This window comes from Acinetobacter sp. 1566109 (assembly GCF_000582255.1).
Taxonomy (GTDB): Bacteria; Pseudomonadota; Gammaproteobacteria; order Pseudomonadales; family Moraxellaceae; genus Acinetobacter; species Acinetobacter nosocomialis.
This window is the reverse complement of the sequence record NZ_JEYB01000039.1, coordinates 22,023-37,520: the sequence shown is the minus strand read 5'-3', so window position 1 is coordinate 37,520 and position 15,498 is coordinate 22,023. Positions and strand designations below refer to the sequence as shown.

14 protein-coding genes are annotated in these 15,498 nt (G+C 40.2%); 6 read left to right on the top strand and 8 right to left on the bottom strand.

What is annotated here, in order from left to right:
- Positions 1-399: 399 nt before the first annotated feature.
- The 4 genes from J582_RS18850 to J582_RS18835 form a co-directional block, all read right to left on the bottom strand.
- Positions 400-825: a GFA family protein gene (locus tag J582_RS18850; RefSeq protein WP_022576038.1), complete on the bottom strand. Its 426-nt coding sequence runs from the start codon at positions 823-825 to the stop codon at positions 400-402.
- A gap of 8 nt (positions 826-833) precedes the next feature.
- Complete coding sequence (locus J582_RS18845; RefSeq protein WP_022576039.1) at positions 834-1,661, bottom strand: SAM-dependent methyltransferase; 828 nt, start codon at positions 1,659-1,661, stop codon at positions 834-836.
- 4 nt (positions 1,662-1,665) lie between these two features.
- On the bottom strand, positions 1,666-2,964 hold the full coding sequence (locus J582_RS18840) for an FAD-dependent oxidoreductase (RefSeq protein ID WP_031982238.1): 1,299 nt from the start codon (positions 2,962-2,964) through the stop codon (positions 1,666-1,668).
- A 439-nt stretch (positions 2,965-3,403) separates the two neighbouring features.
- Positions 3,404-4,276: a pirin family protein gene (locus tag J582_RS18835; protein ID WP_002052147.1), complete on the bottom strand. Its 873-nt coding sequence runs from the start codon at positions 4,274-4,276 to the stop codon at positions 3,404-3,406.
- 275 nt (positions 4,277-4,551) lie between these two features.
- Here J582_RS18835 and ycaC point away from each other — a divergent pair, with 275 nt between their 5' ends.
- A complete protein-coding gene (gene ycaC / locus J582_RS18830) occupies positions 4,552-5,178 on the top strand; it encodes an isochorismate family cysteine hydrolase YcaC (RefSeq protein WP_002052204.1) in 627 nt (208 codons plus the stop codon).
- Between the two features lie 20 nt (positions 5,179-5,198).
- Positions 5,199-6,173 (top strand): LysR substrate-binding domain-containing protein, encoded by a 975-nt coding sequence (locus J582_RS18825; protein WP_031982239.1) that lies wholly within the window; start codon positions 5,199-5,201, stop codon positions 6,171-6,173.
- A gap of 104 nt (positions 6,174-6,277) precedes the next feature.
- Here J582_RS18825 and J582_RS18820 read toward each other — a convergent pair whose 3' ends face one another.
- Together J582_RS18820 and gabT are read right to left on the bottom strand one after the other, a co-directional pair.
- Positions 6,278-7,726, bottom strand: coding sequence for an NAD-dependent succinate-semialdehyde dehydrogenase (locus J582_RS18820; RefSeq protein ID WP_031982240.1), 1,449 nt, complete (start codon positions 7,724-7,726; stop codon positions 6,278-6,280).
- Positions 7,723-9,015 (bottom strand): 4-aminobutyrate--2-oxoglutarate transaminase, encoded by a 1,293-nt coding sequence (gabT, locus tag J582_RS18815; RefSeq protein WP_031982241.1) that lies wholly within the window; start codon positions 9,013-9,015, stop codon positions 7,723-7,725. The genes J582_RS18820 and gabT overlap by 4 nt, the downstream gene beginning before the upstream one ends.
- 156 nt (positions 9,016-9,171) lie before the next feature.
- Here gabT and J582_RS18810 point away from each other — a divergent pair, with 156 nt between their 5' ends.
- Positions 9,172-10,671 (top strand): PLP-dependent aminotransferase family protein, encoded by a 1,500-nt coding sequence (locus J582_RS18810; protein WP_002052153.1) that lies wholly within the window; start codon positions 9,172-9,174, stop codon positions 10,669-10,671.
- A 61-nt stretch (positions 10,672-10,732) separates the two neighbouring features.
- Here the strand turns inward: J582_RS18810 and J582_RS18805 are convergent, their stop codons facing one another.
- Complete coding sequence (locus tag J582_RS18805; protein ID WP_031982242.1) at positions 10,733-12,175, bottom strand: amino acid permease; 1,443 nt, start codon at positions 12,173-12,175, stop codon at positions 10,733-10,735.
- A gap of 305 nt (positions 12,176-12,480) precedes the next feature.
- Positions 12,481-13,029, bottom strand: coding sequence for a helix-turn-helix domain-containing protein (locus tag J582_RS18800; protein WP_000081859.1), 549 nt, complete (start codon positions 13,027-13,029; stop codon positions 12,481-12,483).
- 68 nt (positions 13,030-13,097) lie between these two features.
- Between J582_RS18800 and J582_RS18795 the strand changes: the two genes are divergently transcribed.
- The 3 genes from J582_RS18795 (at position 13,098) to J582_RS18785 (ending at position 15,426) form a co-directional block, all read left to right on the top strand.
- Positions 13,098-13,793, top strand: a complete 696-nt coding sequence (locus J582_RS18795) for an AzlC family ABC transporter permease (protein ID WP_031982243.1) — start codon at positions 13,098-13,100, stop codon at positions 13,791-13,793.
- Complete coding sequence (locus tag J582_RS18790; RefSeq protein ID WP_031982244.1) at positions 13,790-14,113, top strand: AzlD domain-containing protein; 324 nt, start codon at positions 13,790-13,792, stop codon at positions 14,111-14,113. Before J582_RS18795 ends, J582_RS18790 begins: the two co-directional genes overlap by 4 nt.
- Before the next feature lie 305 nt (positions 14,114-14,418).
- A complete protein-coding gene (locus tag J582_RS18785; protein WP_031982246.1) occupies positions 14,419-15,426 on the top strand; it encodes a UPF0489 family protein in 1,008 nt (335 codons plus the stop codon).
- The last annotated feature ends 72 nt before the right edge of the window (positions 15,427-15,498 follow it).

Here is a 15,498-nt window from a genome sequence, read left to right as displayed (position 1 = left end):
AGCTCAGTTGGTAGAGCAACTGACTTGTAATCAGTAGGTCCACAGTTCGAATCCGTGTGCCGGCACCATCATTAAACCTCATGAATATTTGATTTATGGGGTTTTTTGTTGTTTGTAGGTTTTGAAATATAGCTTTTAGCTATGTTGCCTTAGACGAAAAAGAGATTCGTTAATAAGAAATGAAAAAAGCCCAACTTCCTGTTGGGCTTTTTTCGTATTTCGTTACTAGGTATACATCCTGTAATACCTCACGTCCTGATGCCTAAACTTATTATTGTTGTTTTACGTTTTGGAACTTCCTGTTCCTGATGAGTTCATCATAGGCAATTCACTAGGTCATAGAAAGACGTCAATTTCCTGAATGAATGTAGGAAAAAGCGTACGAGCTTGTCAGAACAACTACCCTTCTTTCTTCTTCTCTATCATTTTTTCAAAATGTTTAAGGTTTGGGTTCAACATGTCCCAAGCATAGGCCTGACTCACAAAAACCTCCGCTTTAGGGTGATAGACACTTGGGTCATCCAAAGTACCTGCGCGTATCGAGATCATTTCAGGAACAAGTTCAGGTAAACCAAAAAGCTGAGAACCACAAGTCGGGCAAAAAGCTCTTTTAATAGGACGGCCAGAAGAACCGACGGTCTCAAAATATTTAAGTTCGCCAGTTATTTTCAATTCAGATTGATGAAAAAAAGCGATGGGCGCATAGGCCGAACCTGTGGCTTTTTGGCAATCTCGACAATGGCAATTAAAACTATAACGTGGCTCTGCATCGCTTTGATAGCTTACAGCTCCACATAAACATGATCCTTGATATTTAACTGACATGGCACATCCTATTTTTTTATTGCTGTTATTTGAATATAACGGACATATCCATATTGATAGAGTTGTTGGCACAACTTTGCAGTCATTTGAATTTTAAACTTTGCCAACCCTCGACTATGGCTTTGTCCTTGTTGATTTCGAATATATTGTGAAAAACCTAATAATACCTGTTCTGACAAATCTTCGATTTTAATATCTGTAAAACCTTGTTGTTCCAAGGTAGTTTTCAGTATGTCTTCGGTTGGCACAGCCTCCCAAGTGACATCGGCTGCCTTAAGTAAATAACGGTGCTTTTGTTCTTGAAAGGCCGTCATGTTTTGACATGAGTCGGCACGCATTAAGTAATGAAAACCTAATCGTCCTTTTGAATTTAAAACTGGAGTAACCGTATCCAGAAATGAATTTAAATGACTGTGATAAGCTGCATCGATACATAAAATGACATCGAAGCATTGTTTAAATTCAAATTGTTTTAAATTTAAAAATGAACCGCAGAAAACCTGACTTATTTCAGGAATAAGTTTTTGAATTTTATTAACACACGAGGCTTGTAGTTCAACTGCACTGAGGCTTTTGGGGTGATAGTACTGTAACCAGTGCAGCAAACTTGCGCCCTGCCCACAGCCTAAATCAAGTAAATGATCTTTTGAATTTAAATTGACAGCTTGTGCCAAATGGTCAGCCAATTGGCGACAAGCTTCACGGTAGCTTTGGGTATTTTGCCAAAAACCCAAATTTGTCCAAGCAAGCTCTTCACTATCCCCCAAACTTGATGCATCAATTGCATATTTATGGGGAACGAGTCGAGAAAGAGCTGCTCGAACTTTTGCTTTCACAATTTTAGTAACCGAGTTCTGGGGCAACTTCAACCTTAGGCTTTAATCCTACAAATGGTAAAGGTGCACCTAAGATTTCAGCAATATGCATTGCTGAAGTCACGGCTGATTCTAAAATTGGCAAACCATCACATGACCATGAACCACAGTAGAATACTTTACGGTTTGGTTCTAAGTGACGTTGCTGTAGCTCTTTGTTTAAAGCAATGGTTTGTGAGTCTACAACTGCACGCGTTAAGGTCACTTTTGAAATGATTTTTTTAGGGTCAATATCAGTCACTGGACGCCAAGTCTGGAATACAGGATTTTTACCCACAAGCGATGGCTCTACCGCGTTCATCCAAACCGTAAACTGCTGACGAGTAAACTTACGGTCCATCATATAGCTCAGCACTGACCAGTCTTTACGGCGTGGCGGCATCACTGTTGCGTCTGTATGAATAACCAAATCACCTTGTTCAAAGCGGAACTGTTTAAGCAGATTCATATCTTTTGCAAACTGTTCAGGATTTAAGAACTCTTCAAGTTTTGAAGTTGGTGTCGCCACAATAACGCGGTCAAATGTACCTTGGTCACCTTTCTCATTTTCGACCAGAACCTTTTCACCTTGTAGCTCAACTTTTTTAATTGCCGAACCGCTATGGATATCAATGCCTTTAATTAAGCTGTCTACAAACGCAGGTGTACCACCTTTCATACGCAAGAGCATGTCGCCATCGGTTAAATGACGCAAAAACTCAAGAAGGTTTTTCGCAGGCCAGTCACCAATTGTTTTTGGGTTACATGTACAAATCGTATAAAGCACCGGCATCACTACACCATGCCAGAATACTTCTTCAATATCGTTCTGATTAATAAATTCAGCGAGAGTAATATCTTGATTTTTAGATTTAAAGAACTGGTGAATCGCGGTTTTTAGTTGCAACATCCCTTTAACAAGACGCCAGCCATATTGCTGAATGCCTTTACGGTTATTGATAATCGGGAAATTACCAATACGACTACGAGATGTGGTTAGCCATGTTTCCGTACGATCTTCGAATAACCAGCTACAAGACATGTAGGTACGTACTGGAAAAGTTTTAATACCTAGGTGTGCAGCAAGGCTGAGTGTGTTTTTCCATAGATGCGGGTTCATAACACGCAATGGTGCATCAATAATCCCACCATCGAACTCAATGCTATGACTGTCCATTCCCCGGCCAGGAAGTGCTTCAAATATCGTGATTGTATGTCCTGCATCTTTCAGGATTCTTGCTGCTGCAAGTCCTGCCATTCCACTGCCAATAATTGCGATATCCAAAATGATGTCCCATTTTTCGAGAATTTTTTTGATTATCACTCATACCCTAAAAAAACACCGTATTAAAAACTACCAGATTTTTATTTTTTGCATCAATTTATATAGAAGAATTTAAACGAATTAGTGAAGCTGTCGTTCATAAAATTTTACAAAAGAAGATGAGTGTATAAAAACCTATATTTTTTAAAAATTTAAAAAAATTCTTTTAAATAAAATGAGATAATTTAACTATATTTATATCATTCGTTTTACAAGCAATCCTTTTTGCGATATCATGGCATCATAATAATGAGAACTAAATCACACAAAACAATGCCGAAACAATAATGATATCCATCATAAAAATAGAAACTTTACAGCGAAAAAGCCCGCTATTCACACTTGATAGCGGGCTTTTTATTACTTTGCTTTTAAAGATTTTTAAGAACAGCTTAGCAATTTATGCTTCTTGCATGATTGAACCGAATTTTCCACGATTAAAATCATCAATCGCTTCCATAATCTCGGCTTTGGTATTCATGACAAATGGTCCATAGCCTTCAATTGGCTCATTGAGTGGTTGACCAGTCAACACTAGGAATTTAGTGTCTTCTTCAGCATTTAAGCTAAACTCAACTCCCTCACGAGATAAAATCGCAACGGTTTTACCTTCAAGACGGTTTGTATCATTAATGACAACCGCACCCTCTAATATCACCACAAGGGTGGTATGCCCTTCAGGCACATAAAGGGTATGTTTTTGGCCTTTGACCAATTTACCATCCCATACGTTTAATGGACTAAACGTCGTTGCTGCACCTTTTGCATCTGCATATTCACCTGCAATCACACGCAAATGGCTACCGTGCTCGTCTAGCGCAATGTCTGGAATATCTTTGGCTTCAATCGCTTGATATTTTCCAGGGGTCATTTTTGAATGTGAAGGTAAATTTACCCACAATTGCACCATTTCAAACAAGCCGCCATGCTCTGCAAATTCAGGAGAATGGAACTCTTCGTGTAACACTCCTGCACCCGCAGTCATCCATTGCACGTCACCGGTTTTAATGGTTCCGCCACCACCACTTGAGTCTTTATGTGTCACTTCACCTTGGTAGGCAATCGTCACAGTTTCGAAGCCACGGTGAGGATGTGACCCTACACCTTGTTGTTCGGTGGTTGGTGAGAAGTTATAAGGCGCTGCATAATCCAGTAACAAAAATGGGCTTAGGGTTTGGCCTAAACGGTCATAAGAGAACAGGTTATATACAGGGAAACCATCACCAACCCAATGCATGTGGTTATTTTGATATGCACCAAGAAATTTCTTCATCTGATCTCTCCTATATATGTAGGATTTTCTTGAACTGAGAGTAATTTTACGCCTCAATAATTGCAGTTTATAGATCAGGATTAGCAACACATTATTTCATATATGAGACAATCATAAAGTTTGCGGTATTCTTTAAAAGATCGTCCTATTTTTAAAATTCTTAATCCTATTTTTTAGACTTAATCACGACAATAAACTCAACTAGCATAATTTTAGGCACAAATGACCTACTTAATAATTTTGATTATTTATTTTGATAACATGAGGATATAAAAATGGCTCAAGATTACGTACGTTTAGACAAGGATAATGCTGCGGTTCTTTTAGTTGACCACCAAGCAGGTTTACTTTCTTTAGTTCGAGATATCGACCCTGATAAATTTAAAAATAATGTATTAGCGCTTGCAGATGCAGCAAAATATTTTAACTTACCGACGATTTTAACGACCAGTTTTGAAAATGGTCCAAACGGTCCTTTAGTTCCAGAACTAAAAGAACTTTTTCCAGATGCACCATTTATTCCACGTCCTGGTCAAATTAATGCATGGGATAATGAAGACTTCGTAAAAGCAGTTAAAGCGACAGGTAAAAAACAGCTAATTATTGCAGGTGTGGTGACCGAAGTTTGTGTCGCATTCCCTGCACTATCTGCACTCGCAGAAGGCTTCGAAGTGTTTGTGATTACTGATGCTTCTGGTACTTTCAATGAATTAACCCGTGATGCTGCTTGGGACCGTATGTCAAAAGCAGGTGCTCAGCTAATGACTTGGTTTGGTATGGCATGTGAGTTACACCGTGACTGGCGTAATGATGTAGAAGGCTTAGGTGCTCTCTTCTCAAATCATATTCCTGATTACCGCAACCTAATGACAAGCTATAGCTTTAATACATCGCAAAAATAAGCTGAATTGCTAAGATTAGAGTGCTTAAGCGCTCTAATCTTAAATTTAAATGGATTGATCTGACATTGATAAGCTCTTTTGATGATTTTTATTATTTCTATTTAGTCGTAAAACACGGCGGCTTTAGTGCGGCCAGTGAAGCTGAAAATATTAGTAAGTCCAAACTCAGCCGACGCATTATTGACCTTGAAAATAAATTTAATGTCAGCCTGATTCAAAGAACAACCCGCCATTTTAAAGTGACCGATTTAGGCCAAGAGTTCTACGAAGAATGCTGCAAAGTTATTGCCCAAGTTGAATGCGCAGAAAACGTTTTGTTAAAACAAAAAAGTGAGCCTCAAGGACTAGTAAAAGTCAGCTGCCCACCTTTAATGATGCATTTTCAAATTAGAAAAATTTTAAATCAGTTTCTAAAAACCTACCCTAAAGTTGAAATATCGCTTGAGCTAACCAGCCGCCGAGTTGATATCTTGCATGATGACATCGACCTCGCGATTCGGACCAATTTCGAACCGAATGAAGATTCGAATTTAATTGTTCGTGATGTGATTAAAACCGATCACTGTCTAGTGGCTTCGCCTGAATTACTGCAAGGCCGAACTATTGAACATTATTCTGAATTACAAGACTTTCCAAGTATTAGTTTAGGCACTCAAAAGCAAAATTATATTTGGCATTTATGCAATATTCGAAATGGTGAATCGGTTGATGTACTTTATCAACCACGAATCAAAAGTAATGATTTGGCTGGTGTTTATTATTCTGTGATGGATGGTTTAGGTATTGCTGACCTGCCCTTTTTAACCGTTGAATCGGAAATTCGTAAAGGCACACTGGTTCATATTCTTCCTGACTGGAAGTCGAATATTGGCATGCTACAACTGGTTTATGTGTCCCGAAAAGGCCAACGCCTTGTGGTCGAAAAACTCATTGAAACGCTAATTGAAGAACTCAGGCGTTTACCTGAAAGCCATGAAGGGTATTTGCCGACTTAAATAAAAAAACCGGTCATGAATGGGCATGACCGGTTTTTTGTGAAACATCACATACAGCATAGCTGCATGTTTTCGTTCAGAACAAAACGAACTTGTTTTGTTCCTTACTCAGATAAGTCTACGCAGAGATATTTCATTTCGACATATTCTTCGATGCCGAATTTTGAACCTTCACGGCCTAGACCTGACTGTTTTACGCCACCAAACGGAGCAACTTCGTTTGAAATCGCGCCCGTGTTAATGCCGACCATACCGTACTCAAGTGCCTCACCCACGCGCCATTGACGAGCTGTGCTTTGAGTAAATAAATAAGCAGCTAAACCGAACTCGGTATCGTTTGCCATTGCCACTGCTTCATCTTCAGTTTTAAAGCGGAACAGTGGTGCAAGCGGACCAAAAGTTTCTTCTTTAGACACTTTCATGTCTTGTGTTACGCCAGTTAACACAGTCGGTTCAAAGAATGTACCGCCAAGTGTCGAGCGTTGACCACCAATACGAACTGTTGCACCTTTCTCAGTTGCATCTGCAATATGAGACTGAACTTTTGCAATCGCATCTTCATCAATTAAAGGGCCTTGAGTTGAACCTTCTTGACGGCCATCGCCAACTTTCAGCTTAGACACGGCTTCAACCAAACGCTCTGCTAACGCATCATAAATACCGTCTTGAACATAAATACGGTTAGCACATACACAGGTTTGACCACTGTTGCGATATTTACTTGCCATAATGCCCTGAACTGCTTGTTCAAGATTAGCATCGTCAAATACTACAACTGGTGCATTACCACCGAGTTCAAGCGAAAGTTTCTTAATGGTTGGCGCACATTGTTGCATCAAAATACGGCCAACTTGTGTTGAACCTGTAAAGCTTAACTTACGAACAATATCGCTTTCGCATAGGGTTTTACCCACTTCAACCGCATCACCACTAATGTTAATTAAAACATCGGCTGGTAAGCCTGCCTGTAAAGCCAATACTTCAAGTGCATAAGCGGTTAACGGCGTTTGTTCTGCTGGTTTAACCAACATAGAACAACCTGCAGCAATCGCTGGACCTGCTTTACGCGTAATCATGGCAGCCGGGAAGTTCCATGGTGTAATCGCGGCAGTAACACCAATCGCTTGTTTAATTACGAGCAGACGTTGATTTGGTTGAGTAGGTGTTAACACTTCACCATCAATACGACGTGCTTGCTCGGCAAACCAGCGAATAAATGAAGCTGCATAACCAATTTCACCACGTGCTTCTGCCAATGGTTTACCTTGCTCAGCCGTTAAAATCTGTGCCAGATTTTCTTTGTGCTCAAGCATGAGGTTGTACCATGCCAATAGCACATCAGCACGAGCCAAAGCAGTTTGCTTTTTCCAAGCAGCCTGCGCTTTTGCTGAACGGTTAATTGCGGCTTCAACCCCTGCACGGTCATAGGTTTTTACCCATGCCAAAGTTTCACCTGTAGCAGCATCATTCACCTCGATATAGTCATTTGATGCAGGTGCTTCTAATGAAATATCAGGATGTTTTAATAAATACTGCAAATTATTTTGAATCATGCAGATTGCTCCATTGCTTTTGCACTACCTGCTTTTAGTATTGCAAAACCTTGTTTCAAGATATCAAGACCTTGGCGGAATTGCTCAGCAGGAATGGTTAATGGATATAAGAAACGAATTACATTACCGTATTTACCACAAGTAAGAAGTAACAACCCGTTTTCCATTGCATAGTTTTGTACAACTTTTGCTTGTTCAGCAGTTTCAAGTTCTACTGCAACCATTGAACCTAATGCACGAATATCAGTTACGACGTCGCCTGTTGCTTGCTGAATATCTTTAAGCGTAGCAACTAACTCAGCGCCTAATTCATTTGCACGGTCGCATAGGTTTTCTTCTTCAATCGCGTCAATCACAGCATGCGCAGCTGCAACTGCAATTGGGCTACCTGCATAAGTACCGCCTAGACCACCCGGGTTTGGCGCATCCATGACTTCTGCACGGCCCACAACACCCGAAATAGGGAAACCACCGCCCAAGCTTTTCGCCATCGTGATGAGATCTGCTTTAGTTTCATAATGGTTCATCGCAAACAATTTACCAGTACGGGCAAAACCAGATTGCACTTCATCAGCAACAAGTAAAATACCGTGCTTGTCACAAATTGCGCGTAAACGTTTTAAGAACTCGGCTGGCACAACATTGAAACCGCCTTCACCTTGTACTGGCTCAAGTACAATTGCTGCAACATCATGTGGTGCAATATCTTCACTGAAAATATTTTCAACGCTTTCAATTGCCGCATCTACTGAAATACCTTTAGCAGGCACAGGGTAACGTGCGTGGAACACACCCGCTGGCATAACACCAAAATCACGTTTGTAAGGCGCAGTTTTACCTGTCATTGCCATAGTCATAAATGAACGGCCGTGGAAACCGTTACCAAACGTGATAATGCCATGACGACCTGTGTAAGAGCGGGCAATCTTCACCGCATTTTCAACTGCTTCTGCACCTGTTGTGAAAAAAGCTGCCTTCGCAGGACCAGCAATTGGCGCGCGTTCATTAATACGTTCAGCTAAAGCCACATAGCTTTCATAAGGTGTAACTTGATAAGCAGTATGCGTAAATTTAGTGAGTTGTTCAGTCACCGCTGCAATGACTTTAGGGTGGCGATGGCCTGTATTTAAAACCGCGATACCACCAGCAAAATCGATAAATTGGTTGCCTTCCTTGTCCCAAAGCGTGGCATTTTCAGCTTTTTCCGCATACCACTGACACATCACGCCTACACCACGTGGAGTTGCTTGCTGTTTACGTGCGTTAAGTGCAGAATGTTGATTATCCATTTGATTCCCTCATATTTTCATCATCAGTTGCAGCTTTGGTTTCTTGCATCCTGTGCTTAATTTTCAGGGTGCTTTACAACGACTGCCTATGCATGTAATTTCGCTCGTCTGACGCCAACTGACGAGAGCCACTTTTTAACTGTAGGAGAGAGCCAATTGCGTAGTTTACTTGGAGATCATTTGCTGCAACGACTCCAACAGGACACTGAAGGGAAACTACATCAACGCCTTTTCCGTTGCCTGCGTGGTGCCATTATTGATGGAGTCATCCAGCCGAAGACTCGTCTACCTGCATCACGCGACTTAGCCAGTGAAATTCATGTTTCAAGAAATACGGTGCTGAGCGCCTACGAACAACTACAGGCTGAAGGCTACTTAGAAGCACGGACAGGACATGGCACTTGGGTTGCCGAAAAGTTACCAGAGAGTTTTTTAAATACACAAAACAAGAAAAAAGTAGTTTCTAGTCCAAGTGTTCAAAGTTCTTATGCCCTCTCGCAGCGTGGTTCAAACTTATTAGGCTATGCTGCGGCCTCGCCACATCAATGGGGTGCTTTTGTTCCGGGAGCACCCGATGTTACCGAGTTTCCCCATCATATTTTTAGCCGTATTCAAGCACGCTTAAGTCGCGAACCGGACATTAACCGCCTGATTTATAGCAACGCTGGTGGCTGTATAGAGCTTCGAAGTGCGTTGGCAGATTACTTACGTGTTGCACGTTCAGTTCAGTGCGATGCAGACCAGATTATTATTACCGAAGGCATTCATCAAGCGATTGATTTAGTCTCACGTGCACTGAGTGATATGGGAGATAAAGTCTGGATTGAAGATCCCGCTTATTGGGGAATGCGTAATACATTACGAATTAATGGCCTCGATATTCAGCCCATGCCTGTCGATGCTGAAGGTATTATTCCTGAAGAAAATCCGGCAAAGCCGCCTAAACTCATTTTTGTCACCCCTTCACACCAATATCCGCTTGGCTCACATTTAAGCCTTGATCGACGCAGACAATTGATTCAAATCGCACGTCAGCACAATAGCTGGATTGTAGAAGATGACTATGACAGTGAGTTCCGTTTCTCGGGTCAGCCTTATCCATCTTTGCAAGGCTTAGAAAATAACGCACCTGTTTTATATATGGGCACGTTTAGTAAAACCATTTATCCATCTTTAAGAATTGGATATTTGGTCGTCCCTAAGCCGCTATTTTCACCGTTACGTATTGTCGCAGCCGAGCTTTACCGTGGTGGGCACTTGCTTGAGCAAAAGGCTCTCGCTGAATTTATTCGTGAAGGTCATTATGAAGCGCATATTCGCCGTATGCGCCTGCTCTATGGTAAACGCCGTGACTACTTGGTGAGTTTAATTCAACGCTACCTTGGCCCCGAATTTATTCATGAATATGACGAAGCGGCAGGGTTACATCTGGTTTTAAAACTGCCGAACGCTTGCGATGATGTCGCGATTGCAGCCACAGCGCTTGAACGTGGTGTTAAAGTTCGTCCACTGTCTCAGTACTACATGCAGTCGCATGCACATGCCGAACGTGGACTGCTGATGGGCTTTGCCTGTGTAAATGAAAAAGACATGGTGATGGCTTTTGGTGTCTTGCTCCAATGCTTACGTGAAGCAGGCGTACCTACGCTGAATTGATCTTTTTATCTGAGTAAATAAAAAAAGAGCCTCATTGTGAGGCTCTTTTGGTTTAAAAATTCTAAACTAATTTTTCTTCATGGCTATGAGTTAAATGGGTTGCGCGACGCTCTTTACCCCATCCCAGTTTTTCAGACAACAATCCGAAGAACACAATAATGCCGAACAGCGCTGTAGTGTAAATCACTTCTTTAAAATAAGTACCTTCAATCAGCATGGTGAGAATTGCACCAATAATTGCAAAGATCACCAGGTAAGTTAAGTAAGGGAACATCCACATTTTAAAGTCAATTTTCACGCCTTCAGCTTCTAACTTTTTACGCATACGAAGCTGAGAATAAGCAATGGTTAAGTACACATATAGTGTTGCCGCGCCTGTTGTTAGCATGAAAAAGTCATACACATCCATACTCTTGGTTGCAGTTAAAATCACGGCAATTACAGAGAAGAAGCATGACACAATCACGCCCACCAACGGACTACTTTTACTGTTTACAGAACCAAAACTTTTCGGTGCATCACCACGTTTAGATAGTGAGAATAACATTCGTGAACATGTGTAAAGCGCCGAGTTAAAACAACTACATACCGACGTTAACACTACAAAATTTACAATATGGCGCGCGCCCGGAATACCAAGAGCAGACAACGTAACGCTATAAGTACCCCAAGTTGAATCTTTCAAAAGTTCATTGTTGTGAGGAATTAAACATACCGCAACAAACATTGAACCAACGTAGAATAAAATAATTCGCCAAACCACAGAGTTCGAAGCTTTACGAATTTCTTTAGATGGATTTGCCGACTCTGCTGCTGCTACAGTCACAATTTCAGCGCCAATATAGGCAAACATCACCCCAAGCAAGGCGGTAATCACTGATGAACCGCCATTTGGCATAAAGCCTTGAGAGGTTAAGTTACTAATACCAGATGCAGCCGGATTACCCCAAGGCCATAAATGCATGATGGCTAAGCTACCAATCACAAGGAAAACAACAATCGCGATCACTTTGATGAGTGCAAACCAGAACTCGAATTCACCATAGTTCTTGACGTTTTGTAAATTAACAGCAACCAGTGCACCAATCACCACGGTCATATAGACCCAGATCGGTATAAACGGGAACCAGTTATTTAAAATTTTTCCTGCTACATAAGCTTCCCAGCCCATGAGCATTGCCAGTGTACACCAGTACAACCAACCAATTGAAAATCCTGCCCAACGGCCAATCGCACGATCCGCATAAGTTGAAAAAGAGCCACTGTCGGGATTTAAAACGGCCATCTCGCCTAACATACGCATGATGAACCAAACGAGTAAACCACCTAAAGCATAAGTTAGAAAAACCACCGGACCGGTGTTGTAGATAATACTGCCTGAGCCAACAAAGAGAGAGCCACCAATAACCCCAGCAATCGAGATCATGGTTAAGTGGCGTGATTTAAGTCCATGTTTTAAACTTTGGGAGTGATTGGCTTCAGAACCATTTTGATGAGCTGCCATATCATTTTCCTTAATATATGGAGGATATCGGCTAGTCTCGGAAATCCTCCGAAGCCAAAAAATATCCCCTAAAAATTTAGCCGTTCTGCTCAACTCCTAAAACAGAAAATTCACTGAGCTTATCCGGCGCTTCTGTATGCATACTTCCAATGGCTTTAATTTGTCGTTTCGGCTCTCAAGAAACGAGAGCCATTTTTGTAATAAAAGAGAGAGCCAATTGCAAAATTTATACGCAAAATTGGCCCTTTTTGTATTAAGTGAGGCTAAATGGCTTTTAGTTTTTATTTTAAGCAGTTTGAAATACTTTAGTTTTGTTCAGAAATTAATAACGCTTTTGTGCCTGTTTCTAAGGCTCTAAATATATGTTTTTGATCGGCTGGATAACAAATATAATCTCCAACACCCAGCTCAACCGCTTCATCAATTAAACCCACCAAAGCTCGCCCTTCCACTACAATAATATGTTCGACAGAACCGACCGGATGTGGTTCTGAAAGTCGATCTTCACCCGGTTCAACAATCAATAAATACACATCTCGGCGCGCATGGGGTGGACAGGTCGCCAACAAAATTGCTTTGTAATTGGCAATCTCCGAACTCACCGTTGGCCCATCACCACAGCGAATGACTTGCACTTGATTGCTCGGTTCTTCCATTAAACGTGCAAATGGAATATTGAGTGCAACACAAAGTGCCCACAAGGTTTCAATACTTGGATTACCTTGCCCTGCCTCTAATTGAGAAAGTGTAGATTTGGCAACACCTGCACGGCGTGCAACCTCTGCCAATGAAAGACCTGCTCTTTGGCGTTCACGCGTTAAACCTTTGGCAATAATTTCAATTGGCTGAGACATTCATTCTACCCGTTCTATAAAAAAAACGATCGTTCGTTTTGACAAAACAATCAGACTTATTCATTATAATGGAAAATCGTTCGTTATATCATGCTATGTCTACATACTCTCTGATTAAAAAACTTAGTAAAGACACTACTCGCTCGATTTTCTTTGTGTGTCTAGCAACCAGCGTGGTTGGTATGTCTTTAGGTTCACTCGCTGCAAGTTATGGCTTAGCACTCTGGATCCCGCTTTGCCTATCTGTCTTTGTGCTTGCAGGAACTGCTGAATTTATTTTTATTGGTTTCTTGGCTGTAGGTGGTAGCCCAATTGCGGCTGCGATTGCAGGACTACTCGTCAATTTAAGGCACTTGCCTTTTGGGATTGCGGTCAATGAACTAATCCGAGGTAAATTCTCTCGATATTTCGGAGCTCATATCATGAATGATGAAAGCGTTTTGTTTGGTATGGCACAACCTGATTTCGAGACAAAAAAAGCCGCTTATTGGTTATGTGGTATAGGCATCATGCTGACTTGGCCACTCGGTGTCACTGCGGGTTATTTTATTGGAAGTGCTATTCCAGACCCGAAAACATTTGGTCTAGATGCCATTTTCCCTGCCATTTTAATTGCACTTACTTTTAATGCGTTAAAGAACAAATCTACCCGAAAAGCTGCATTTGCCGGATCAACTTTAGCGCTAATTACTACACCTTTTTTGGCCTCAGGACTTCCGATTCTGATTTCGCTTTTTGGCTTGATATGGGGTAGAAAGAAATGAGTCAACAGTTACTTATTATTTTAGGTATAGCCCTACTTGCACTGGGGACTTATAGTATTCGTTTTGCCGGTTTTCACTTGGGTGCCAAATTCTCTTTTTCCGAAAAATACCAAGTTTTACTATCAAACGGCGCAACGGTTTTACTGTGTGCGATTGCGGTCACGACGACATTTTTTGAAGGCCAACACTTCGCGGGTTTCGCACGTATATTCGGTGTTGGCTTAGCACTGTTTTTGGTTTGGAAAAAAGTACCGCTTTTATTGGTGATTTGCTTGGCAGCTGCTGGCACGGCCCTAATACGTTTGCTCGGAATTGAGTAATAAAAAAGGCGAGATAAACTCGCCTTTTTTTAAACTTTTGATTAGAACGGAAGTCCATATATTTTTTATATATATTTTTTTAATTCAAATACTTAAAATTAATTAATAATTTTTTGTAAAGTTAAAAGTGTTTAAGAAGAGCTTTTTTTTGATTTATGAGATCTTACGTCTTTTTAACTTTACAAAAGTAGCTCAAATGAAATTATCTAAATATATCTTTTCTATATCTAAGATTGACTTATCACAAGTTAACAACAAGCTATTTAAGTTATCATAATTATGAATTGAATTTTTTAGAGATTAAAATGCAGACGGACTATTTATATAACAAAAAAGATTTTTTATTAGAATATATTAATAATAAGCCAGTTTATATATTCGAGGATCATGCTACAGCAGTTATACCTTGGTTGATGATTAAAGAGAGAATACAATCAACCCCACACCTAATAACATTAGATCACCATACTGATACGATGAAAGCTTTCAGACTTTATTATGGGACTCAAATACAACAAGCGAGAGATTGTGAACAAAAACATTACGAAATTGAGTCTAAAATTTCTTTGCTTATATTAAAACTTAAAGAATTAGCAGAAGTATATAATTATGATCAAATGGAACCATTGTTAAAAGATCTTCGCAACGATGAACATATAGATTTATCCATTAAATTAGGCATATTAAGTTATTCAATAACATTACCTAGTAGTAATATGATTGAACCACCTACCGAGTCAAATTTAATCAAAGAATATCGCCAAAAACAAACTGAGTATGATCGTAACATAAAGGAAGCATTTAACAGTGGGCAATTAGATAAACTAAAAACTCTCATTGAACCTAGCTATCCCTATGAAGACGATTTAAGTTTTATAAAAACCTATACTATGCCTACAGATAAAATGTTTATTGTTGAACCTAATATAAAATGTGATGGTCTTAGTAGTGCAGATGAAGATTCATGTATGCATGCATATAACAGTAACGTTATTGATGATTGTTTTTTATTTAATCAGATTGGGCTAGCAAGTAGCATGACAATTACTACAACAGGTAAAGTTGTTACAGAAGAGCCATACATACTTGATATTGATCTGGATTATTTTCATAACACTAAGTCAATTAATCCACGAAATTATGAATGTTTTTACGCCTTGATACGGCATGCACAAGCTATCACAATTGCAAAAGAAAGTGCATGTGTTCTTATGGGTAAAGAAGAGGCTGAAAATGAGTACTCTTTTAACTCAGATTTTTTGCTAAGCGAATTAAAAAAACATATCTACATAGCAACATCTCGCAATAAATAATATGAATACAGAGCAACTCTATCCAGCAAATTCAAATTTATCTCATATTGATATCTCGACTGGAATCATTAA